General features: G+C 53.8%; 10 protein-coding genes, 4 tRNA genes and 6 rRNA genes. 4 read left to right on the forward strand and 16 right to left on the reverse strand.

Annotated elements, in window-relative coordinates; all coding sequences use genetic code 11:
- Positions 1–13: 13 nt before the first annotated feature.
- The 5 genes from glyS to B9Z41_RS11460 form a co-directional block, all read right to left on the reverse strand.
- Positions 14–2,155 carry a glycine--tRNA ligase subunit beta gene (glyS, locus tag B9Z41_RS11440; RefSeq protein ID WP_100147202.1) on the reverse strand — a complete coding sequence of 714 codons (2,142 nt, stop codon included), beginning with the start codon at positions 2,153–2,155 and terminating at the stop codon, positions 14–16.
- A 2-nt stretch (positions 2,156–2,157) separates the two neighbouring features.
- A complete protein-coding gene (glyQ, locus tag B9Z41_RS11445) occupies positions 2,158–3,063 on the reverse strand; it encodes a glycine--tRNA ligase subunit alpha (RefSeq protein WP_100147203.1) in 906 nt (301 codons plus the stop codon).
- A 117-nt stretch (positions 3,064–3,180) separates the two neighbouring features.
- The gene (gene lnt / locus B9Z41_RS11450) at positions 3,181–4,791 is read right to left on the reverse strand and encodes an apolipoprotein N-acyltransferase (protein WP_100147204.1); all 1,611 of its coding nucleotides are present in this window, start codon (positions 4,789–4,791) and stop codon (positions 3,181–3,183) included.
- A 5-nt stretch (positions 4,792–4,796) separates the two neighbouring features.
- Entirely contained in the window at positions 4,797–5,681 is an 885-nt protein-coding gene (locus B9Z41_RS11455; RefSeq protein WP_100147205.1) for an HlyC/CorC family transporter, read from the reverse strand.
- Positions 5,682–5,744: 63 nt separating this feature from the next.
- Positions 5,745–6,470, reverse strand: a complete 726-nt coding sequence (locus tag B9Z41_RS11460; RefSeq protein ID WP_199172981.1) for a GNAT family N-acetyltransferase — start codon at positions 6,468–6,470, stop codon at positions 5,745–5,747.
- 121 nt (positions 6,471–6,591) lie between these two features.
- Here B9Z41_RS11460 and B9Z41_RS11465 point away from each other — a divergent pair, with 121 nt between their 5' ends.
- Positions 6,592–8,289, forward strand: coding sequence for an AMP-binding protein (locus B9Z41_RS11465; protein WP_100147206.1), 1,698 nt, complete (start codon positions 6,592–6,594; stop codon positions 8,287–8,289).
- A complete protein-coding gene (locus tag B9Z41_RS11470) occupies positions 8,267–9,208 on the forward strand; it encodes an MBL fold metallo-hydrolase (RefSeq protein WP_233202649.1) in 942 nt (313 codons plus the stop codon). The genes B9Z41_RS11465 and B9Z41_RS11470 overlap by 23 nt, the downstream gene beginning before the upstream one ends.
- Before the next feature lie 49 nt (positions 9,209–9,257).
- On the opposite strand, the gene rrf (B9Z41_RS11475) is transcribed toward B9Z41_RS11470, so the two are convergent.
- The 10 genes from rrf (B9Z41_RS11475) to B9Z41_RS11520 all read right to left on the reverse strand — a co-directional run bounded on the left by rrf (B9Z41_RS11475) (position 9,258) and on the right by B9Z41_RS11520 (position 20,179).
- Positions 9,258–9,370: ribosomal RNA gene (gene rrf, locus B9Z41_RS11475) — 5S ribosomal RNA — on the reverse strand.
- 132 nt (positions 9,371–9,502) lie between these two features.
- Positions 9,503–12,381, reverse strand: a 23S ribosomal RNA gene (locus B9Z41_RS11480).
- Positions 12,382–12,732: 351 nt separating this feature from the next.
- Positions 12,733–12,808: transfer RNA gene (locus B9Z41_RS11485), tRNA-Ala, on the reverse strand.
- A gap of 20 nt (positions 12,809–12,828) precedes the next feature.
- Positions 12,829–12,905: transfer RNA gene (locus B9Z41_RS11490), tRNA-Ile, on the reverse strand.
- Between the two features lie 99 nt (positions 12,906–13,004).
- Positions 13,005–14,539 (reverse strand): 16S ribosomal RNA (locus tag B9Z41_RS11495).
- A 358-nt stretch (positions 14,540–14,897) separates the two neighbouring features.
- Positions 14,898–15,010: ribosomal RNA gene (rrf, locus tag B9Z41_RS11500) — 5S ribosomal RNA — on the reverse strand.
- A gap of 132 nt (positions 15,011–15,142) precedes the next feature.
- Positions 15,143–18,021: ribosomal RNA gene (locus B9Z41_RS11505) — 23S ribosomal RNA — on the reverse strand.
- Between the two features lie 351 nt (positions 18,022–18,372).
- Positions 18,373–18,448: transfer RNA gene (locus tag B9Z41_RS11510), tRNA-Ala, on the reverse strand.
- A 20-nt stretch (positions 18,449–18,468) separates the two neighbouring features.
- Positions 18,469–18,545 (reverse strand) — tRNA-Ile (locus B9Z41_RS11515).
- Positions 18,546–18,644: 99 nt separating this feature from the next.
- Positions 18,645–20,179 (reverse strand): 16S ribosomal RNA (locus tag B9Z41_RS11520).
- The 16S, 23S and 5S rRNA genes sit together here with 4 tRNA genes alongside, the layout of an rRNA operon.
- Positions 20,180–20,638: 459 nt before the next feature.
- On the opposite strand from B9Z41_RS11520, the gene B9Z41_RS11525 reads away from it, so the two are divergent.
- Positions 20,639–22,534: an ATP-binding cassette domain-containing protein gene (locus tag B9Z41_RS11525; protein ID WP_100147208.1), complete on the forward strand. Its 1,896-nt coding sequence runs from the start codon at positions 20,639–20,641 to the stop codon at positions 22,532–22,534.
- 12 nt (positions 22,535–22,546) lie between these two features.
- The gene (locus tag B9Z41_RS11530; protein ID WP_100147209.1) at positions 22,547–23,215 is read left to right on the forward strand and encodes a histidine phosphatase family protein; all 669 of its coding nucleotides are present in this window, start codon (positions 22,547–22,549) and stop codon (positions 23,213–23,215) included.
- A gap of 2 nt (positions 23,216–23,217) precedes the next feature.
- Here B9Z41_RS11530 and B9Z41_RS11535 read toward each other — a convergent pair whose 3' ends face one another.
- The gene (locus tag B9Z41_RS11535) at positions 23,218–24,054 is read right to left on the reverse strand and encodes a creatininase family protein (RefSeq protein WP_233202650.1); all 837 of its coding nucleotides are present in this window, start codon (positions 24,052–24,054) and stop codon (positions 23,218–23,220) included.
- Positions 24,055–24,082: the final 28 nt, after the last annotated feature.

Consider the following 24,082-nt stretch of genomic DNA (forward strand, 5'->3'; position numbering starts at 1 on the left):
AACGTTGCGTGCGTTAGCTGGCCAAGCACGACAAATCGGCCACGCGGTTCATGGCCAGGTGCAAGCTCTTGAGCAAGCCTTGGCGGTTGAGGCGCAAGTCCATTTGCTCGGCGTTGACCATGACGCCATCGAAGAAGGCGTCTACGGGCTCGCGCAAGGCGGCCAGAGTTTTGAGCGAGGCGGTGTAGTCCCCGGCTTCGAACTGGGTCTGCGCCAGCGGCGCGATGCGTTGCATCACTGCGTAGAGGGCTTTCTCGGCGGGCTCTTGCAACAAAATTTCGCTGACATGACCGTCGACTTCTTGCGCTTTTTTCAAGATGTTGCCAATGCGTTTGTTGGCGGCCGCCAGGGCCTGGCTCTCGGGCAAGGCGGCGAAAGCGCGCACGGCGGTGAGGCGGTGGCTGACGTCACTCAAGCGCTGGGGGTGCAGGGCCAACACGGCTTCGACTTCTTGCGCGCTGTAGCCTTGCTCGCGCAGGCTGCCAGAGAGGCGGTCGTAAATGAAGGCGGTCAAGGCCACGGTGGGATCGGTGATGTGCGCGCCAAAGGCCGGTACAGCCTGAGCGATGACATCGTGCAGACCCAGCGCCACATCGGCCTCGCTGAGCATGCGCACCAGCCCTAAGGCATGGCGACGCAGCGCAAACGGGTCTTTGTCGCCCGTGGGCAAGTTGCCAATGCCAAACATGCCCACCAGGGTTTCGAGTTTGTCGGCCAAGGCCACCACCAGGCCGACGCGGTTGCGTGGCAACTCGTCACCCGCAAAGCGGGGCTTGTAGTGGTCTTCAATGGCTTGTGCCACGTCGTCGCCCAAGCCATCGTGGCGGGCGTAGTAGCCGCCCATGATGCCTTGCAGCTCGGGGAACTCGCCCACCATGTCGGTCAGCAAGTCGGTCTTGGCCAACAAGGCAGCGGTGTCGACAGCCTGGATGAAGGCCGCGCCGCCCAAGGCTGCGTTGGTTTGGGTGAACAATTCGGCAATGCGGCGCGCAATGGCGCGCACGCGCTCGGTGCGCTCGCCTTGCGTGCCGAGTTTGTTGTGATAGACCACTTTGCCCAAACCTTCGACGCGGGAGACCAGTGTTTTTTTGCGGTCTTGGTCAAAGAAGAATTTGGCATCGGCCAAGCGGGGACGCACCACGCGTTCGTTGCCACCGATCACCGCGCTGGCGTCATCTGGACTGATGTTGCTGACCACCAAAAACTGATGGGTCAACTTGCCCGAAGCGTCGAGCAGCGGAAAGTATTTTTGGTTGGCCTTCATGGTCAAGATGAGGCACTCTTGCGGCACGTCGAGGAACTGCTTCTCGAATTCGCAGATGAGCACGTTGGGGCGCTCGACCAAGGCCGTGACTTCGTCCAGCAAGGCTGCGTCTTCAATGGCGTGCACGCCACCGCCCACTTGGGCCGCTGCGGCTTGGAGTTGGCGTGCAATGTCGGCACGACGCTCGACAAAGCTGGCGATGACGGCCCCATCTTGCGCCAAGGTGGCTGCGTAATGGTCGGCATCTTGGAACACCACGGGAGACACCCGGGCTTCAAAGCGGTGACCCTGGGTGGTGTTGCCAGCCGTCAAGCCCAAGGCTTTGACAGGAACCACGGTGCTGCCATGCAAGGCCACCAGGCTGTGGGCAGGGCGCACAAATTTGACGCTGCTCCAGCCCGGCAGTTCACAGTCAGACTCCAGTTGGTAGCTCATGACTTTGGGGATGGGCAGTTTGGCGATGGCTTCGTCCAGGGCTTTCTGCAAGCCTTGGGCCAGGCTGGCACCGTGGGCCACGCTGTCGTAGAACAGCGCCTCGGCTTTGCCGTCAGGCGCACGCTTGAGTTGCGCCACAGCTTCGGGGCCTGCACCGATGGCCTGCAATTTTTTAAGCAAAGCGGGGGTGGGGTTGCCATTCGCGTCCGAGCCCACACTGACGGGCATGAGCTTTTGTTGCACGGCACGGTCTGCGGCTTGCGCCACCACGTGGGTGATGTGCGCGGCCAAGCGACGCGGCGAGGCAAAGGGGGTAACGATGGACTCGGCCGAGGCTAGGCCTTGTGCTTTGAGCTGCTCCAGCAAGACGGTTGAAAACGCATCGCCAAGTTTTTGCAAGGCTTTGGGCGGCAGCTCTTCGACGAAGAGTTCGATCAGGAGGTTGTGGGTGCTCATGGTCAGGCGGCTTTCTTAGGCATGTGGGCCACCCATTCGCGCGGGGCCATGGGAAAGCCAAGGCGCTCGCGGCTGTCGTAATAGCTTTGCGCCACGGCGCGGGCCAGGTTGCGGATGCGACCGATGTAGGCCGCACGCTCGGTGACGCTGATGGCGCCCCGGGCATCAAGCAGGTTGAAGGTGTGGGCGGCTTTGAGGACTTGCTCGTAAGCAGGCAAGGCGAGTTGTTCAGTCATCAGGTGTTGGGCTTGCTTTTCGTGGGCACCGAAGGCGGTGAACAAGAACTCGGCGTCGCTGTGTTCGAAGTTGTAGGTGGACTGCTCAACTTCGTTTTGTTTGTAAACGTCGCCATAGCTCAAGCCATCGGTCCAGGTGAGGTTATAGACGTTGTCTACGCCTTGCAGGTACATGGCCAGGCGTTCCAGGCCGTAGGTGATTTCGCCGGTGATGGGTTGGCAGTCAATGCCACCGACTTGCTGGAAGTAGGTGAACTGGGTGACTTCCATGCCATTGAGCCAGACCTCCCAGCCCAAGCCCCAAGCCCCAAGGGTTGGGTTTTCCCAATCGTCTTCAACGAAGCGGATGTCGTTTTTCTTCAAGTCAAAGCCGAGGGCTTCGAGTGACCCCAGGTACAGCTCCAAGATGTTGCTGGGCGCAGGCTTTAAGACCACCTGGTATTGGTAGTAGTGCTGCAAGCGGTTGGGGTTCTCACCATAGCGACCATCTTTGGGGCGGCGGCTGGGCTGCACATAAGCCGCTTTCCAAGGCTCTGGGCCGAGGGCGCGCAAGAAGGTGGCGGTGTGCGAGGTGCCGGCACCGACTTCCATGTCGTAGGGTTGCAGCAAGGCGCAGCCTTGGTCGGCCCAGTAGGCCTGGAGCTTGAGGATGATCTGTTGAAAAGTCAGCATGCAACAAAAGCCGACCGTGGGTCAGCAAGTTAGGGGTGCAGGTCAAAACGCCTGCCAACCCTTGATTTTACGGGGCGAAGCGGCGCTTTTTGCGGCTGTGTCAGTGGCTATTGCTTGCTACTTGCGTGGTGACTTGCGGTGCGCTCGCCAAGCCACGCCGCCCAAGACCAGCGCGGCCCACACAACCAAGGGCCACAGACCCCAGGCAGACACCCAACGGGCATAGGGGGTGGGGGGACCATCGACACCGTGCACCTCGGCCGTGAGCGCACCTTTGACGCCGCTGGGCAATCGGTGCGTGACCACGCCCTGAGCGTTGATGATGGCCGTGGCTCCGGTGTTGGTGGCACGCAGCATGGGACGGCCGAGTTCGAGGGTGCGCATGCGCGAGATGTGCAAATGCTGGTCGATGGCCACGGTGTCGCCAAACCAGGCGATGTTGCTGAGGTTGAGCAGGAGGGTGGGCGCAGTGGTGGGGTTGGCAAAGCTTTGTGCCAGTTCTTCGCCAAACAAGTCTTCAAAGCAAATGTTGGGTGCGATGCGCTCGCCATGCCACAGCAAAGGCAGTTGCACCACTTGGCCACGGGAGAAGTCGCCCAGCGGAATGTGCATGAGTTGGACGAACCAACGGAACATGGGAGGTACGAATTCACCAAAGGGGACGAGGTGGTGTTTGTCGTAGCGGTAGGCGTCTGCCGCGGCGCCGGGTAACAAGGCCAGCGCTGAGTTGGTGTAGCGGTGCACGCCTGTGTCGTCTGGCGCACTGAGCGGCAGGCCGATCAAGGCCGCTTGCTGGCCCTGGGCGTAGCGCTGTTGCAAGAGTGGCCAGTACCCATCGGGCAAGTAGTCGCGCAACAAGGGCACGGCTGTTTCGGGCGTGACGATGAGGTCTGACGTGTTGTGCAGCAAGGCTTCGCGGTAGTCGTGCAAGGCTAGCCCTACGCCTTCGCCAAACTTGAGGTCTTGCGGCACATTGCCCTGCAACAAGGTGATGGTGAGTGCCGGTTTGCGTTGGTTTGATTCAATGCCGGAATGTCGCAAGGGCGAGGCCACCCAGGTCCCCACCATCGCCCCTCCCATCGTCAGCCACAAGATGACGCTGCGCCCTGTTGGACGGGCCCCACGGGGGCCATGCCATGAAGCGGCCAGCAGCATGGCCAACCAAGCGCTGATGGCACTCAAGCCATACACACCCACCCAGGGGGCCCATTCGCGCAAGACGCTGTCCACGTGGGCATAGCCCGCTGCAGCCCAGGGGAAACCAGTCCACAAGGTGCCGCGCGTGAGTTCGGCCAATAGCCATAAGGCAGAGAATGTCAACGCGCGCGACATAACGCCGGCCTCTGCGGCGCACAGGCGGTGGTATGCCCAACTGGCGGCGGCGTAAAAGAGCGCCAAGCCAGCCGCCAACAAGAAAACGGCCAGCGCCGCCAGGCCGCCAGGCATGCCGCCGTACACGTGCATGGAGATGTAAAGCCACCAAATGCTGCCACCCAGCCAAGCACAGGCAAACCACCAACCGCACACAAACGCTTGCTTGGCGGTGCGGCTACGTTGCAGCAGCATGGCAAAACCACTCAGGCTGAGGAGTTGCAACAAGCCTGAGGAGTGCCCTTGCCAAGCGCCGGCAAATGGCCAGGCCATGGCGAAAGCTTGGGCAACACCCAAAACAAGCAAGAACACAACGCGACCAAGCCGCTGCGGGGTGTGGCGCGAGCTGGCGTGCATGCGGTTCAGGGCTTGGATTCTTTGAGAGCGACGGGGTAGACCTTGAACCACTTCACGGCGCCGGCTTTGGTGTGCAAGACCTCAAAACGCAGTTGCATCCAGTCAAAGTGTTCGCCGCGGCGGGGCACGTGGCCCATGGCATGGGCGATGAAGCCGCCGATGGTGTCGAACTTGTTGTCCTCGGCAGCGTCTTCGTCTTGACGCGTGGGGACCAAATCAAAGGCTTCGGTGACGCGTTCGATCGAGGTGTCGCCACTGACGCGGTAGGTGCGGTCTGCCAAGGCAAAGATGTCGCCAGCATCTTCGGCCTGGTCGAACTCGTCTTCGATGTCACCCACGATTTGCTCCAACACGTCTTCGATGGTGATGAGGCCTGCGATACGTCCAAATTCATCGACCACCAAGGCCATGTGGTTACGGGTGTTGCGGAATTCGCGCAACAGGTCGTTGAGGCCTTTGCTCTCTGGCACAAAGACGGGGGGGCGCAACAGGGTGCGCAGATTCAAGGTCGGGGAGCGCTGGAGTTTGAGCAGGTCTTTGGCCAGCAAGATGCCCACCATGTTGTCGCGTTCGTTTTCGAACACAGGAAAACGAGAGTGCCCGGTATCGATGACTTGGTGCAAGGTGTCATCGAGCGAGGCCTCGATGTCGATCAGGTCCATGCGTGGGGCTGCGACCATGACATCGCCAGCGGTCAAGTCGGCCATGCGCAACACGCCTTCGAGCATGGCGCGGCTTTCAGCGCCAATCACGCGGTTGTCTTCGGCATCGGACAGGGCGTCGAGCAGCTCTTCGCGCGAATCGGGACCTGGATGGATGAATTCAATCAGTCGCTGCCAGTAACTGCGTTTGTCGGCTGGCTCACTGTCTCGGTAATGCGGATCGGTCACTGTGGTGCGGCTGACAGCCGCGAGAGTCGGTAGGGCTCAAGCATAGCCCAAGGAGGGGTGGCGTTATTCCGCCGACTGGTGACGGCCAGCCCGTACGCCTTGGCGAATTTCTTGCACTTTGGACAAGAAGTCCCAAAACCTTTTGGCATCTTCTTTGATGCTGTAGTTGGCTTTGGCGTATTGGTCGACCACGAGTTCGGTGACACGGCTGTCCAGATCGCGTTTGGGCAAGCGCAGGTAGGCTTCGGTCTCAGACCCGTCTCGCTCAAGGGTAGCCCCGCTTTTGCGCGCGATCCGAATCATGGGCGCGTTTTCGCTCAAGGCATGGATGTAGATTTGCGACACTTTCTCGTTGCGTGCGTGCATGACGGCACGCTCAAAGAGACGCGCACCATAACCTCTGCCACGCGCATAGGCCAGAACGGAAACACCAAATTCGGCACTGGAGGGACGACCAGGCGTTTGCATCAGGGCCAAGTGAGCCATCGCCACAATGTCGAGGTTGCGGTTGAAGATGCCGTAGATTTCGTCTCGGTCAAAGTTCAGCCCCTCGATGTAACGCGTGATGTGTTCGTCGTTGGCCGCATAGCCAAAACGCAAATAACGATCATGCGCGGACAAGGCCAATAAATGGGCCTTGATTTTGGGCAAGTGCTCTGGGTTCAAAGGACAAATTGGTATCAACACACCCTCCGTATCCGACTTGAGTCCTTGTGGGACACCCGTTATGCGCATCAGTTGGCGACCCGCTTCTACGGTCGTGCGGGCCAATGTGTGTACAAGAGTCATGCCTGAATTGTACGGGTTTTCCCTAATCTTTGCATGGATCTGACACGGTAATCGCTGTGGGGTCACTCCCGATGAGACGTGGGTGTTTCGACCTACACAATACTTCATCAAGGAGAGCGCAATGGATAAACCGTGGTTCAAGGCCTACCCACCGGGGGTTCCCCATACGGTACGGCCCGAAGAGTATCGCTCGGTGTCGCATTTGTTGGAAGAGTCTTTCCAAAAGAATGCCTCATCGCGTTTTTCTGTTTGCATGGACCGGTGGATGACGTACGCAGAGCTCAACCATGCGTCAGCAGCCTTTGGTGCATGGCTTCAAGGACTTGCACTCGAACCCGGCGCACGGGTGGCCATCATGCTGCCCAATATTCCCCAATTCGCAGTGGTCATGGCGGCTGTGCTGCGTGCGGGATATACGTGTGTGAATGTGAATCCGCTATACACAGCGCGTGAGCTCGCACATCAGCTGAACGATTCGGGTGCGACCACGATTGTGATTTTGGAGAACTTTGCCCGAACGCTGGAAGAGGTGATTGATGACACGCCCATTCAAAACGTGGTGGTTGCCTCAATGGGGGACATGCTGGGTTTCTGGTTCGGTCGCTGGATCACGTTTGCAGTGCGTCACCTGGCTCGAATGGTGCCCGCCTTCAAACTGCCGCGTCTAGACAAGCAAGGACTCCCGCGCCATATCGTGTCGTTCAAGCAAGCGCTGAGTGAGGGCACGCAACGCACGCTGCAAGCGAACACACGCAATTTGGATTCGACCGCTTTTCTTCAATACACCGGCGGTACCACGGGCTTGTCTAAAGGCGCGGTGCTGACCGATCGCAACATCATGGCTGCTATTTTGCAAGCGGATGTTTGGTTCTCACCGGCCACAGCACGCGTGGGCGATGTGCGAAACATCAACTGCATTGCGGCCTTGCCGCTGTATCACATCTTCGCGCTCACACTGTGTTTGCTATCGATCCGTTGGGGGGCGCAGATCACATTGATTCCAAATCCGCGCGACATTGACAAGTTCGTGGATGTGCTTAAAAAGCGCCCATTTCACTTGCTGCCTGCAGTGAACACCTTGTTCAATGCCCTGCTATCGCATCCGCATTTCCAGTCACTTGATTTTTCCAGTTTATGCGTGTCTCAGGCAGGAGGGATGGCAGCGTCAGAAGGTACGGCAAAACGTTGGCAAGAGGTGACGGGCTGCGCCATGGTGGAGGGCTGGGGCATGAGCGAAACCTGCGCGATTGGCACCAACAATCCGGTCACGGCAACGCAATTCAGCGGTTCAATCGGATTGCCTTTGCCAAGTATTGAGATTGCGATCAAAGGTGATGAAGGCATCAGTTTGCCCATTGGGTCAACGGGAGAGATTTGCATCAAGGGGCCTAATGTGATGACCGGCTACTACCGACAGGAGGAAGAAACGGCGAGAGCGTTTACCTCGGATGGTTTCATGCGAACCGGTGATATCGGCGTGATGGATGAGAAAGGCTTCACACGCATTGTTGATCGCAAAAAGGACATGATTTTGGTCAGCGGTTTCAATGTGTTTCCCAATGAATTAGAGAACGTGATTTCTCTGTGTCCAGGCGTGGTGGAGTGTGCGGCAATTGGCGTTCCGGATGAGAAACAAGGTGAAGCCATCAAGGTGTTCGTTGTTCGCAGCGATGTCACGTTGACCGAAGAGGACGTGGCCAATTTTTGCCGTCAAAATTTCACCGGATACAAAATTCCAAAACACATCGAATTTCGCGATGAGTTGCCCAAATCAAATGTCGGAAAAGTACTGCGTCGTGAACTCAGAACAAATAAATAAATCAAATCTCACCTTACCGCCAGGACTGAATTTTTTTCAACGAGGCTGGCTGTCATCCAACAATGTGCTGCTTAGGGACAGCGAACAAGCTGTCTTAGTCGACACAGGCTATTGGACACACAGCGCACAGACGCTGGACTTGGTTCAGCGTTGTCTGGCAACACAACCTCTGACTCGCATCATCAACACACATTTACACAGTGACCACTGCGGCGGGAACGCAGCGCTGCAAGAGGCCTATCCTGCGGCAGAAACATTCGTGCCTCCAGGTCACGCCAATTTTGTATTTGATTGGGATCCCGCGGCGCTGACCTATACGCCCACTGGTCAGCATTGCCCAAAATTTTTAGCCCGAGACGTGATTCGCCCTGGTGAGCGTTTCAGCGTATCGGATCAAGAGTGGTTGGCATTGGCTGCGCCAGGCCATGATCCGCATTCCATTGTTCTTTTTTGCGAAGAAACTGGTGTTTTGATCTCGGCTGACGCGCTCTGGGAAAATGGTTTTGGAGTGGTATTTCCAGAAATAGAAGGCATCGAAGCTTTTGAAGATGTCGCGAAGACTTTGGATTTGATTGCGTCACTTCAAGTGACGGTTGTGCTGCCCGGTCACGGTGAGCCATTTACAAACGTGCAATTGGCATTGGTCAATGCAAGAAAACGATTGGCCAGCTTTCGCGATGACCCAGAAAAACATGCCAACTACGCAGCCAAGGTACTGCTTAAATTCAAACTACTTGAACTTCAGACCGTTGAGCAAGCGAATTTTGAGCAGTGGGCAATGGACTGCGATTATTTGAAGCTGTTACAGCAACGCTATGCAAATAATCTTTCGTTTGGTAACTGGTTTCGAGGCCTACTGCTGAGTCTCGAAAAAAACGGCGCTTTGATTTGCGCAAGCGGTAAGCTTATTAACCGCTAAAAAACAAAACCCCCCACTCACTGAGTGGGGGGTTCTGAGGGCTGTAATAGCCTGACGATGTCCTACTTTCACACGGGAACCCGCACTATCATCGGCGCTAAGTCGTTTCACTGTCCTGTTCGGGATGGGAAGGAGTGGTACCAACTTGCTATGGTCATCAGGCATAACTTGTTGTCACCTTGACTAGGTCAAGGCAACGAATTCATAGAGTTTGGAATTAGCTTGTGGTCTTTCGACCATTTTTGAATGCGTCACTTGGCATAACTTCCTTGATCATTTCTGAATCAAAGTTATAGGGTCAAGTCGCACGAGCAATTAGTATCAGTTAGCTTAACGCATTACTGCGCTTCCACACCTGACCTATCAACGTCCTGGTCTTGAACGACTCTTTAGGGGGCTCAAGGCCCCGGCAGATCTCATCTTGAAACGAGTTTCCCGCTTAGATGCTTTCAGCGGTTATCTCTTCCACACATAGCTACTCGGCAATGCCACTGGCGTGACAACCGATACACCAGAGGTGTGTCCACTCCGGTCCTCTCGTACTAGGAGCAGGCTTCCTCAAATCTGCAGCGCCCACGGAAGATAGGGACCAAACTGTCTCACGACGTTTTAAACCCAGCTCACGTACCTCTTTAAATGGCGAACAGCCATACCCTTGGGACCGGCTACAGCCCCAGGATGAGATGAGCCGACATCGAGGTGCCAAACACCGCCGTCGATATGAACTCTTGGGCGGTATCAGCCTGTTATCCCCAGAGTACCTTTTATCCGTTGAGCGATGGCCCTTCCATACAGAACCACCGGATCACTATGTCCTACTTTCGTATCTGCTCGACTTGTCAGTCTCGCAGTTAAGCACGCTTATGCCATTGCACTATTAGCACGATGTCCGACCGTACCTAGCGTACCTTCGAACTCCTCCGTTACGCTTTGGGAGGAGACCGCCCCAGTCAAACTGCCTACCATGCACTGTCCCCGATCCCGATAAGGGACCTAGGTTAGAACCTCAAACACACCAGGGTGGTATTTCAACGTTGGCTCCACGCAGTCTAGCGACCACGCTTCAAAGCCTCCCACCTATCCTACACAGATCTGTTCAAAGTCCAATACAAAGCTACAGTAAAGGTTCATGGGGTCTTTCCGTCTTTCCGCGGGGAGATTGCATCATCACAAACATTTCAACTTCGCTGAGTCTCAGGAGGAGACAGTGTGGCCATCGTTACGCCATTCGTGCAGGTCGGAACTTACCCGACAAGGAATTTCGCTACCTTAGGACCGTTATAGTTACGGCCGCCGTTTACTGGGACTTCAATCAAGAGCTTGCACCCCATCATTTAATCTTCCAGCACCGGGCAGGCGTCACACCCTATACGTCCACTTTCGTGTTTGCAGAGTGCTGTGTTTTTATTAAACAGTCGCAGCCACCGATTCTCTGAGGCCTCATTCTGCTCCCCTTGTACAGGTTCACATACTAAAGGCACACCTTCTTCCGAAGTTACGGTGTCAATTTGCCGAGTTCCTTCTCCTGAGTTCTCTCAAGCGCCTTAGAATACTCATCTCGCGCACCAGTGTCGGTTTGCGGTACGGTCGTGTGTAGCTGAAGCTTAGTGGCTTTTCCTGGAAGCAGGGTATCACTCACTTCGGAAGCAAGCTTCCTCGTTATCACCCCTCATCTAAGCCCGGCGGATTTACCTACCAGGCACGACTACAGGCTTGAACAGACATATCCAACAGTCTGCCGAGCTAACCTTCTCCGTCCCCACATCGCACTACACATCGGTACAGGAATATTGACCTGTTTCCCATCAACTACGCATCTCTGCCTCGCCTTAGGGGCCGACTCACTCTACGCCGATGAACGTTGCGTAGAAAACCTTGCGCTTACGGCGAGGGGGCTTTTCACCCCCTTTAACGCTACTCATGTCAGCATTCGCACTTCTGATACCTCCAGCACGCTTTACAACGCACCTTCACAGGCTTACAGAACGCTCTCCTACCACTTGCAATAAATTGCAAATCCGCAGCTTCGGTAACTGGCTTAGCCCCGTTACATCTTCCGCGCAGGACGACTCGATCAGTGAGCTATTACGCTTTCTTTAAATGATGGCTGCTTCTAAGCCAACATCCTGACTGTTTTAGCCTTCCCACTTCGTTTCCCACTTAGCCAATTTTAGGGACCTTAGCTGGCGGTCTGGGTTGTTTCCCTCTTGAGTCCGGACGTTAGCACCCGGTGCTCTGTCTCCCAAGCTGTACTCTGCGGTATTCGGAGTTTGCCTTGGTTTGGTAAGTCGCCATGACCCCCTAGCCAAAACAGTGCTCTACCCCCGCAGGTAATACTTGAGGCACTACCTAAATAGTTTTCGGAGAGAACCAGCTATTTCCAAGTTTGTTTAGCCTTTCACCCCTATCCACAGGTCATCCGCTAATTTTGCAACATTAGTCGGTTCGGACCTCCAGTACCTGTTACGGCACCTTCATCCTGCCCATGGATAGATCACTTGGTTTCGGGTCTACACCCAGCGACTAATTCGCCCTATTCGGACTCGATTTCTCTACGGCTTCCCTATTCGGTTAACCTTGCCACTGAATGTAAGTCGCTGACCCATTATACAAAAGGTACGCAGTCACCCTTGCGGGCTCCTACTTTTTGTAAGCATACGGTTTCAGGATCTATTTCACTCCCCTCCCGGGGTTCTTTTCGCCTTTCCCTCACGGTACTAGTTCACTATCGGTCGATGATGAGTATTTAGCCTTGGAGGATGGTCCCCCCATATTCAGACAGGATTACACGTGTCCCGCCCTACTTGTCGTTAGCTTAGTACCACACAGGTCTTTTCACGTACGGGGCTATCACCCTCTATAGCTGACCTTTCCAGGTCATTCCGTTAAGTCTTGTGCTATCACTAACAGGCTTCTCCGATTTCGCTCGCCACTACTTTCGGAATCTCGGTTGATGTCTTTTCCTCGAGCTACTGAGATGTTTCAGTTCACCCGGTTCGCCTCGCACAGCTATGTATTCACTATGCGATACCCTCTGCAGGGTAGGTTTCCCCATTCAGAAATCTCCGGATCAAAGCTAATTTGCCAGCTCCCCGAAGCTTATCGCAGGCTATCACGTCTTTCGTCGCCTATCATCGCCAAGGCATCCACCATATGCTCTTAGTCACTTGACCCTATAACTTTGACATCTCTTTCGAGATCAAAATTGTTTCAAGGACTGATTTGACAGGTCTCTCACCTGTCGCGTTATGCCGTAATGTGAATAATCCTTCGATATTTCTATCGATAGAACAATTCGTCATTACTGAATTTCAAAATGTTTTTCAACACAATTGAATATTCGTTTTGACGCAATCAAAAAATGTCGCTGGCGGCACGGTCTGTACTAAACCTTTACGAATGTACAGTTTCCGCCAGCAACGCTAATTCGACTCTATGAATTTTTAAAGAACAGCCTAGTTAATCGATCAATACCGATCAACAACAAAATAGCCTCAACGAAGCCACTTTGTTGTTGAATGTAATGGTGGAGGATGACGGGATCGAACCGACGACCCCCTGCTTGCAAAGCAGGTGCTCTCCCAGCTGAGCTAATCCCCCATTGATTCACTAAGAAGTGATGGTGGGTCTGGTTGGAATCGAACCAACGACCCCCGCCTTATCAAGACGGTGCTCTAACCAACTGAGCTACAGACCCAAGCCGGTCGCGATTTACCCGGCAATTTCCGAGATCAATCGACGACAACCCTCTAACAACCGATAAGTGTGGACGTTCAATTTAGATTGCAGTTTCCAGAAAGGAGGTGATCCAGCCGCACCTTCCGATACGGCTACCTTGTTACGACTTCACCCCAGTCACGAACCCTGCCGTGGTAATCGCCCTCCTTACGGTTAGGCTAACTACTTCTGGCAGAACCCGCTCCCATGGTGTGACGGGCGGTGTGTACAAGACCCGGGAACGTATTCACCGTGACATTCTGATCCACGATTACTAGCGATTCCGACTTCACGCAGTCGAGTTGCAGACTGCGATCCGGACTACGACTGGTTTTACGGGATTAGCTCCCCCTCGCGGGTTGGCAACCCTTTGTACCAGCCATTGTATGACGTGTGTAGCCCCACCTATAAGGGCCATGAGGACTTGACGTCATCCCCACCTTCCTCCGGTTTGTCACCGGCAGTCTCATTAGAGTGCCCAACTAAATGTAGCAACTAATGACAAGGGTTGCGCTCGTTGCGGGACTTAACCCAACATCTCACGACACGAGCTGACGACAGCCATGCAGCACCTGTGTTACGGCTCTCTTTCGAGCACTCCTCTATCTCTAAAGGATTCCGTACATGTCAAAGGTGGGTAAGGTTTTTCGCGTTGCATCGAATTAAACCACATCATCCACCGCTTGTGCGGGTCCCCGTCAATTCCTTTGAGTTTCAACCTTGCGGCCGTACTCCCCAGGCGGTCAACTTCACGCGTTAGCTTCGTTACTGAGTCAGTGAAGACCCAACAACCAGTTGACATCGTTTAGGGCGTGGACTACCAGGGTATCTAATCCTGTTTGCTCCCCACGCTTTCGTGCATGAGCGTCAGTACAGGCCCAGGGGATTGCCTTCGCCATCGGTGTTCCTCCGCATATCTACGCATTTCACTGCTACACGCGGAATTCCATCCCCCTCTGCCGTACTCCAGCTATACAGTCACAAATGCAGTTCCCAGGTTGAGCCCGGGGATTTCACATCTGTCTTATATAACCGCCTGCGCACGCTTTACGCCCAGTAATTCCGATTAACGCTTGCACCCTACGTATTACCGCGGCTGCTGGCACGTAGTTAGCCGGTGCTTATTCTTACGGTACCGTCATGAGCCCCTCGTATTAAGAGAAACCTTTTCGTTCCGTACAAAAGCAGTTTACAACCCGAAGGCCTTCGTCCTGCACGCGGAATGGCTGGATCAGACTTGCGTCCATTGTCCAAAATTCCCCACTGCTGCCTCCCGTAGGAGTCTGGACCGTGTCTCAGTTCCAGTGTGGCTGGTCGTCCTCTCAGACCAGCTACAGATCGTTGGCTTGGTGAGCCTTTACCCCACCAACTACCTAATCTGATATCGGCCGCTCCAATCGCGCGAGGTCTTGCGATCCCCCGCTTTCATCCATAGATCGTATGCGGTATTAGCGTAATTTTCACTACGTTATCCCCCACGACTGGGCACGTTCCGATATATTACTCACCCGTTCGCCACTCGCCACCAAGGTTGCCCTCGTGCTGCCGTTCGACTTGCATGTGTAAAGCATTCCGCCAGCGTTCAATCTGAGCCAGGATCAAACTCTATAGTTCGATCTTGATTTTTTTCGCTCTTTCGAGCAACTCATAAAAACGGAATTGAAGTGAACTTCACTTCTATTCTCATGAGCGTTTGTAAGCCAATTAAGACTTAGTTCCGAAGAACTTGGCAATCGCCATCAAACGCCCACGCTTATCGGCTGTATTTTTTTAAGGATCTAACTCAACTTCTTGAGTAACTTAGCTGCGATCAGCGAAGCCTTGCAGTATACAACGATTTTTTGTCGTTGCACAACTGTTTGGGAAATTAACTTAAATAAAAATTACTTTCCAAACACGCCCGCAATCAAATTGTGGGTACTGGTGACAAAACCCCCCACTCACTGAGTGGGGGGTTCTGAGGGCTGTAATAGCCTGACGATGTCCTACTTTCACACGGGAACCCGCACTATCATCGGCGCTAAGTCGTTTCACTGTCCTGTTCGGGATGGGAAGGAGTGGTACCAACTTGCTATGGTCATCAGGCATAACTTGTTGTCACCTTGACTAGGTCAAGGCAACGAATTCATAGAGTTTGGAATTAGCTTGTGGTCTTTCGACCATTTTTGAATGCGTCACTTGGCATAACTTCCTTGATCATTTCTGAATCAAAGTTATAGGGTCAAGTCGCACGAGCAATTAGTATCAGTTAGCTTAACGCATTACTGCGCTTCCACACCTGACCTATCAACGTCCTGGTCTTGAACGACTCTTTAGGGGGCTCAAGGCCCCGGCAGATCTCATCTTGAAACGAGTTTCCCGCTTAGATGCTTTCAGCGGTTATCTCTTCCACACATAGCTACTCGGCAATGCCACTGGCGTGACAACCGATACACCAGAGGTGTGTCCACTCCGGTCCTCTCGTACTAGGAGCAGGCTTCCTCAAATCTGCAGCGCCCACGGAAGATAGGGACCAAACTGTCTCACGACGTTTTAAACCCAGCTCACGTACCTCTTTAAATGGCGAACAGCCATACCCTTGGGACCGGCTACAGCCCCAGGATGAGATGAGCCGACATCGAGGTGCCAAACACCGCCGTCGATATGAACTCTTGGGCGGTATCAGCCTGTTATCCCCAGAGTACCTTTTATCCGTTGAGCGATGGCCCTTCCATACAGAACCACCGGATCACTATGTCCTACTTTCGTATCTGCTCGACTTGTCAGTCTCGCAGTTAAGCACGCTTATGCCATTGCACTATTAGCACGATGTCCGACCGTACCTAGCGTACCTTCGAACTCCTCCGTTACGCTTTGGGAGGAGACCGCCCCAGTCAAACTGCCTACCATGCACTGTCCCCGATCCCGATAAGGGACCTAGGTTAGAACCTCAAACACACCAGGGTGGTATTTCAACGTTGGCTCCACGCAGTCTAGCGACCACGCTTCAAAGCCTCCCACCTATCCTACACAGATCTGTTCAAAGTCCAATACAAAGCTACAGTAAAGGTTCATGGGGTCTTTCCGTCTTTCCGCGGGGAGATTGCATCATCACAAACATTTCAACTTCGCTGAGTCTCAGGAGGAGACAGTGTGGCCATCGTTACGCCATTCGTGCAGGTCGGAACTTACCCGACAAGGAATTTCGCTACCTTAGGACCGTTATAGTTACGGCCGCCGTTTACTGGGACTTCAATCAAGAGCTTGCACCCCATCATTTAATCTTCCAGCACCGGGCAGGCGTCACACCCTATACGTCCACTTTCGTGTTTGCAGAGTGCTGTGTTTTTATTAAACAGTCGCAGCCACCGATTCTCTGAGGCCTCATTCTGCTCCCCTTGTACAGGTTCACATACTAAAGGCACACCTTCTTCCGAAGTTACGGTGTCAATTTGCCGAGTTCCTTCTCCTGAGTTCTCTCAAGCGCCTTAGAATACTCATCTCGCGCACCAGTGTCGGTTTGCGGTACGGTCGTGTGTAGCTGAAGCTTAGTGGCTTTTCCTGGAAGCAGGGTATCACTCACTTCGGAAGCAAGCTTCCTCGTTATCACCCCTCATCTAAGCCCGGCGGATTTACCTACCAGGCACGACTACAGGCTTGAACAGACATATCCAACAGTCTGCCGAGCTAACCTTCTCCGTCCCCACATCGCACTACACATCGGTACAGGAATATTGACCTGTTTCCCATCAACTACGCATCTCTGCCTCGCCTTAGGGGCCGACTCACTCTACGCCGATGAACGTTGCGTAGAAAACCTTGCGCTTACGGCGAGGGGGCTTTTCACCCCCTTTAACGCTACTCATGTCAGCATTCGCACTTCTGATACCTCCAGCACGCTTTACAACGCACCTTCACAGGCTTACAGAACGCTCTCCTACCACTTGCAATAAATTGCAAATCCGCAGCTTCGGTAACTGGCTTAGCCCCGTTACATCTTCCGCGCAGGACGACTCGATCAGTGAGCTATTACGCTTTCTTTAAATGATGGCTGCTTCTAAGCCAACATCCTGACTGTTTTAGCCTTCCCACTTCGTTTCCCACTTAGCCAATTTTAGGGACCTTAGCTGGCGGTCTGGGTTGTTTCCCTCTTGAGTCCGGACGTTAGCACCCGGTGCTCTGTCTCCCAAGCTGTACTCTGCGGTATTCGGAGTTTGCCTTGGTTTGGTAAGTCGCCATGACCCCCTAGCCAAAACAGTGCTCTACCCCCGCAGGTAATACTTGAGGCACTACCTAAATAGTTTTCGGAGAGAACCAGCTATTTCCAAGTTTGTTTAGCCTTTCACCCCTATCCACAGGTCATCCGCTAATTTTGCAACATTAGTCGGTTCGGACCTCCAGTACCTGTTACGGCACCTTCATCCTGCCCATGGATAGATCACTTGGTTTCGGGTCTACACCCAGCGACTAATTCGCCCTATTCGGACTCGATTTCTCTACGGCTTCCCTATTCGGTTAACCTTGCCACTGAATGTAAGTCGCTGACCCATTATACAAAAGGTACGCAGTCACCCTTGCGGGCTCCTACTTTTTGTAAGCATACGGTTTCAGGATCTATTTCACTCCCCTCCCGGGGTTCTTTTCGCCTTTCCCTCACGGTACTAGTTCACTATCGGTCGATGATGAGTATTTAGCCTTGGAGGATGGTCCCCCCATATTCAGACAGGATTACACGTGTCCCGCCCTACTTGTCGTTAGCTTAGTACCACACAGGTCTTTTCACGTACGGGGCTATCACCCTCTATAGCTGACCTTTCCAGGTCATTCCGTTAAGTCTTGTGCTATCACTAACAGGCTTCTCCGATTTCGCTCGCCACTACTTTCGGAATCTCGGTTGATGTCTTTTCCTCGAGCTACTGAGATGTTTCAGTTCACCCGGTTCGCCTCGCACAGCTATGTATTCACTATGCGATACCCTCTGCAGGGTAGGTTTCCCCATTCAGAAATCTCCGGATCAAAGCTAATTTGCCAGCTCCCCGAAGCTTATCGCAGGCTATCACGTCTTTCGTCGCCTATCATCGCCAAGGCATCCACCATATGCTCTTAGTCACTTGACCCTATAACTTTGACATCTCTTTCGAGATCAAAATTGTTTCAAGGACTGATTTGACAGGTCTCTCACCTGTCGCGTTATGCCGTAATGTGAATAATCCTTCGATATTTCTATCGATAGAACAATTCGTCATTACTGAATTTCAAAATGTTTTTCAACACAATTGAATATTCGTTTTGACGCAATCAAAAAATGTCGCTGGCGGCACGGTCTGTACTAAACCTTTACGAATGTACAGTTTCCGCCAGCAACGCTAATTCGACTCTATGAATTTTTAAAGAACAGCCTAGTTAATCGATCAATACCGATCAACAACAAAATAGCCTCAACGAAGCCACTTTGTTGTTGAATGTAATGGTGGAGGATGACGGGATCGAACCGACGACCCCCTGCTTGCAAAGCAGGTGCTCTCCCAGCTGAGCTAATCCCCCATTGATTCACTAAGAAGTGATGGTGGGTCTGGTTGGAATCGAACCAACGACCCCCGCCTTATCAAGACGGTGCTCTAACCAACTGAGCTACAGACCCAAGCCGGTCGCGATTTACCCGGCAATTTCCGAGATCAATCGACGACAACCCTCTAACAACCGATAAGTGTGGACGTTCAATTTAGATTGCAGTTTCCAGAAAGGAGGTGATCCAGCCGCACCTTCCGATACGGCTACCTTGTTACGACTTCACCCCAGTCACGAACCCTGCCGTGGTAATCGCCCTCCTTACGGTTAGGCTAACTACTTCTGGCAGAACCCGCTCCCATGGTGTGACGGGCGGTGTGTACAAGACCCGGGAACGTATTCACCGTGACATTCTGATCCACGATTACTAGCGATTCCGACTTCACGCAGTCGAGTTGCAGACTGCGATCCGGACTACGACTGGTTTTACGGGATTAGCTCCCCCTCGCGGGTTGGCAACCCTTTGTACCAGCCATTGTATGACGTGTGTAGCCCCACCTATAAGGGCCATGAGGACTTGACGTCATCCCCACCTTCCTCCGGTTTGTCACCGGCAGTCTCATTAGAGTGCCCAACTAAATGTAGCAACTAATGACAAGGGTTGCGCTCGTTGCGGGACTTAACCCAACATCTCACGACACGAGCTGACGACAGCCATGCAGCACCTGTGTTACGGCTCTCTTTCGAGCACTCCTCTATCTCTAAAGGATTCCGTACATGTCAAAGGTGGGTAAGGTTTTTCGCGTTGCATCGAATTAAACCACATCATCCACCGCTTGTGCGGGTCCCCGTCAATTCCTTTGAGTTTCAACCTTGCGGCCGTACTCCCCAGGCGGTCAACTTCACGCGTTAGCTTCGTTACTGAGTCAGTGAAGACCCAACAACCAGTTGACATCGTTTAGGGCGTGGACTACCAGGGTATCTAATCCTGTTTGCTCCCCACGCTTTCGTGCATGAGCGTCAGTACAGGCCCAGGGGATTGCCTTCGCCATCGGTGTTCCTCCGCATATCTACGCATTTCACTGCTACACGCGGAATTCCATCCCCCTCTGCCGTACTCCAGCTATACAGTCACAAATGCAGTTCCCAGGTTGAGCCCGGGGATTTCACATCTGTCTTATATAACCGCCTGCGCACGCTTTACGCCCAGTAATTCCGATTAACGCTTGCACCCTACGTATTACCGCGGCTGCTGGCACGTAGTTAGCCGGTGCTTATTCTTACGGTACCGTCATGAGCCCCTCGTATTAAGAGAAACCTTTTCGTTCCGTACAAAAGCAGTTTACAACCCGAAGGCCTTCGTCCTGCACGCGGAATGGCTGGATCAGACTTGCGTCCATTGTCCAAAATTCCCCACTGCTGCCTCCCGTAGGAGTCTGGACCGTGTCTCAGTTCCAGTGTGGCTGGTCGTCCTCTCAGACCAGCTACAGATCGTTGGCTTGGTGAGCCTTTACCCCACCAACTACCTAATCTGATATCGGCCGCTCCAATCGCGCGAGGTCTTGCGATCCCCCGCTTTCATCCATAGATCGTATGCGGTATTAGCGTAATTTTCACTACGTTATCCCCCACGACTGGGCACGTTCCGATATATTACTCACCCGTTCGCCACTCGCCACCAAGGTTGCCCTCGTGCTGCCGTTCGACTTGCATGTGTAAAGCATTCCGCCAGCGTTCAATCTGAGCCAGGATCAAACTCTATAGTTCGATCTTGATTTTTTTCGCTCTTTCGAGCAACTCATAAAAACGGAATTGAAGTGAACTTCACTTCTATTCTCATGAGCGTTTGTAAGCCAATTAAGACTTAGTTCCGAAGAACTTGGCAATCGCCATCAAACGCCCACGCTTATCGGCTGTATTTTTTTAAGGATCTAACTCAACTTCTTGAGTAACTTAGCTGCGATCAGCGAAGCCTTGCAGTATACAACGATTTTTTGTCGTTGCGTAAAAATTTTTGAAAATTTTTACATCCATCTGACTCTTGGCTACCGGGTTAACCCTTTGCCATTGTTATCAGCGGAGCCCGTCAGTATAGCACCACTTTTACAAACAACACAAGGGAATCCATTTATTTTCTAACTTGCGTAGAACACCCAAGTAATTTTGAGGACGCGTTACTTACTCTAGGGAATGAAACCACACTTGAAGCGACACCGATAATCAATCATGTCTCTAATTACTTTACAACAAGCCCAACTATCCTTTGGGCACGTCGCACTGCTTGATCACGCAGAGTTTTCACTGGAGCCGCTAGAACGCGTTGGTCTCATTGGCCGTAACGGCGCAGGAAAGTCATCGCTGCTGCGCATACTCGCAGGCATGGAGAAGCCTGATGATGGCGACATGCGTGTTCAGCAAGGGCTACGCGTCACTTATGTGGCCCAAGAGCCGTTACTTGACGGTGAACACTCTGTCTTTGACGCCGTCAGCTCTGGCCTTGCTCGTGTGATTGCACTCATTGAGCAGTACTCCATTGGCGAGGGGGACCTGAACGCGATACAAAACGAAATTGAAGTCTTCGACGGCTGGAATTGGGAGCAACGTGTGTATGAGACCCTACATCGCTTGCACCTAGACCCTCACGCACGAATCAGCGCACTCTCTGGCGGGACAGCGAAACGCGTGGCACTGGCTCAGGCACTCGTGACAGCACCCGATGTATTGCTACTAGACGAGCCGACGAACCACCTAGACCTCGATAGCATTGAGTGGCTAGAAGGTATGCTGATCGACTTCAAAGGCAGCGTGATCACCATCACGCACGATCGAACTTTCCTAGATCGTGTGGCAACACGCATTGTTGAGTTAGACCGTGGCCACTTGCTGTCTTATCCAGGCAACTTCGCCCAATACCAAGTTCAAAAAGAAGAACAGCTCAACCAAGAGGCTGTTATCAACGCCAAGGCAGACAAGCTCTTGGCAGGCGAAGAGGTTTGGATTCGCAAAGGCGTGGAGGCACGCCGCACCCGCAGCCAAAGTCGCATTGCTCGTCTAGAGGCATTGCGCGCAAGCCGAGAAGCCAGGCGTGACGCCGTAGGTAGAGTCAAGCTTGACCTAGCCAGTGGCGCACAAAGCGGCAAGATCGTTGCAGAGCTGACCGAGGTCAACAAAGCGTTCGGCGACAAAGTGATTGCCAAGAACTTTTCTGCCACCTTCTTGCGTGGAGACAAAATTGGCTTGATTGGACCCAATGGTGTTGGCAAAAGCACGTTGCTGAAAATGATCTTGGGCGAACTCCAACCGGACAGCGGGAAAGTTCGCCAAGGAGCCAACTTACAAGTGGCCTATTTCGACCAAATGCGTAACGCACTCGACATGAATGCAACGCTGGAGGACTTCATCAGCCCTGGTAGCGAATGGATCGAAATCGGAGACCAGAGAAAACACGTCAAAAGCTACCTCGACGACTTTTTGTTCTCACCGGCACGCGCCACCTCGCCTGTGCGCTCCTTGTCAGGAGGTGAGCGCAACCGGCTGCTGTTGGCACGTCTTTTTGCCAGGCCCGCCAACGTGCTCGTCTTGGACGAACCCACCAACGACTTGGACATCGACACGCTGGAGTTACTTGAAGAACTGCTGCAAACCTACAAAGGCACTGTGTTCATCGTCAGCCACGATCGCTCGTTCCTCGACAACGTCGCCACCAGCACACTAGTGTTTGAAGGCACGCCAGAGAATCCCGGCTTTTGGCGCGAATACGAAGGCAGCGTGCAAGACTGGTTGATTCAATCGGCCCGCACACGCAGCTTGAACATAACCAACACCAACGGAACGAAGCAAGCCGCAAGTGCACAAACCGCAACTGCATCCAAAACAGCTGCCACGCCCACGACAAAGCCGCGCAAACTCAGTTACAAAGAACAACGTGAACTCGACGCGTTGCCAGATTTGATCAGTTCCCTCGAAACCGAGCAAAAAGAAACACGGGCAGCCCTGGCAGACCCCAAGGTGTATGCCGACGACCCGGCTCACGTGGCCAAGTTACATGCCCGGGATACAGAAATCGAAACCGCACTCATGCACGCGTTGGAACGCTGGGAAGTGCTCTCCTCACCCACTTGATTCAACACCCCCATGGGACAGCTCTACCTCGTGCGACACGGCCAAGCCTCTTTGGGCGCCGACGACTATGACCAACTCAGTCCATTGGGGGCGCGCCAAGCCCAGCGCTTAGGCGAACATTGGCAGACCCAAGGATTGAAATTCGATGCCGTCTTCACTGGCACCCTCAAACGCCACAGACAAACCTTGGAAGGCATACAACTTGGCCTGGGTTTGTCACAGGACACGACCCTGTGGCCTGGCTTGAACGAATACGACAGTGAAGCCGTCATTCGCGGCGTGCATGCCGGGCCGTTGAACAAGCCTAGCAGCCCCGAAGGCTATCGCGAGCACTTTCGCCTGCTGCGCCGAGGCTTGAAAGCGTGGATGACGGGGCAGGCACGTCCCGAAGGCATGCCAGACCATGCTGAGTTTTTACAAGGCATCACAAGTGCCCTAGACCACATCCGTCAACAGCATGATGGCAACGTGCTCCTGGTCTCCAGCGGAGGGCCCATCTCCATGGCTGTGGGTCATGTGTTGAATCTGGAAGTAGACGGCGTCATTGAGCTCAATTTGCGCCTGCGTAACAGCGCGGTGTGCGAATTCAGCTTCAACCCCAAGCGCCACAGTCTGGTGTCATTCAACACCATCCCGCATTTGGAAACACCCAGCCACAAAGATTGGATCACCTACGCCTGAAGCTAGGCATCCACAGTTGACAAAGGCAAGGCCATGAACTCTTGCAGCAACTGCGCCAGTTGCTCACCGGCGCTCGTAACCAAGGCCTGTCCTTTGGCCGCTGTCGCGGCCGCCGCGTTCCCCGCCGCCCCCTGCGGGTTGTAGTCTTGCATGTGCCAACCCAGCTTGGCACTTTTGCCATTGCCCAAAACAGGGCACTGCGCAGCGCGTGTACGAGATGTGGAGTCAAAGTTTTGTGCCAAGGCCATGTTCACGGTTTCGGGTGCCAGCGCCAACATCATCGACGTCTCCATATCGCCCGCATGCACCCCAAAACGCTGCTCATCGGCTGAAAACGACTGCATTGCCACCGCATCCAAAGGCAAGTTGTACCAACTGCTGCTGTACACCAGCAAACCATGCTGGCCACGCAACTCGCGCGCCACCACATCCATCAACCCCACATTGCCACCATGCGCGTTGAACAACAACAATTTCTTCACGCCTGCGCGGGCCACCGACGCGCCGATGTCACACCACAACTGAATCACCGTCTGAGGTGACAAGGTCAATGTGCCCGCAAAAGCCGTGTGTTCGGTGCTCAGGCCCAGGCTTTGTGTGGGCAACACCCAGACCGGATCTTGTTCGGACAAATGGGTCAAAGCAGCATTGACCACGCCGTTCACCAGCACCGTATCTACCGACAACGGCAAATGAGGACCATGTTGCTCGGTCGCACCCAGCGGGAGCACCGCCACCGCACGCGCAGGATCGAATCTGGCAAATGTCGAGGAGGTCAGATCAGCCCAGCGGTGCGAGGCCATCGCGGCAGAGTCAAAAGTAGGGAAAGTAGCGTCCATGCCCGCATCTTATCGGCTGCCTCGTTAC

The organism is Limnohabitans sp. JirII-31, assembly GCF_002778315.1.
GTDB lineage: Bacteria > Pseudomonadota > Gammaproteobacteria > Burkholderiales > Burkholderiaceae_C > Limnohabitans.

Excerpts from the sequence above, each read along its gene's own strand:
- glyS (WP_100147202.1), bottom strand. The coding sequence starts at position 2,155 with ATGAGCACCCACAACCTCCTGATCGAACTCTTCGTCGAAGAGCTGCCG.
- B9Z41_RS11530 (WP_100147209.1), top strand. The coding sequence starts at position 22,547 with ATGGGACAGCTCTACCTCGTGCGACACGGCCAAGCCTCTTTGGGCGCC.
- B9Z41_RS11460 (WP_199172981.1), bottom strand. The coding sequence starts at position 6,470 with ATGACTCTTGTACACACATTGGCCCGCACGACCGTAGAAGCGGGTCGC.
- B9Z41_RS11465 (WP_100147206.1), top strand. The coding sequence starts at position 6,592 with ATGGATAAACCGTGGTTCAAGGCCTACCCACCGGGGGTTCCCCATACG.
- B9Z41_RS11525 (WP_100147208.1), top strand. The coding sequence starts at position 20,639 with ATGTCTCTAATTACTTTACAACAAGCCCAACTATCCTTTGGGCACGTC.
- glyQ (WP_100147203.1), bottom strand. The coding sequence starts at position 3,063 with ATGCTGACTTTTCAACAGATCATCCTCAAGCTCCAGGCCTACTGGGCC.
- B9Z41_RS11535 (WP_233202650.1), bottom strand. The coding sequence starts at position 24,054 with ATGGACGCTACTTTCCCTACTTTTGACTCTGCCGCGATGGCCTCGCAC.
- lnt (WP_100147204.1), bottom strand. The coding sequence starts at position 4,791 with ATGCACGCCAGCTCGCGCCACACCCCGCAGCGGCTTGGTCGCGTTGTG.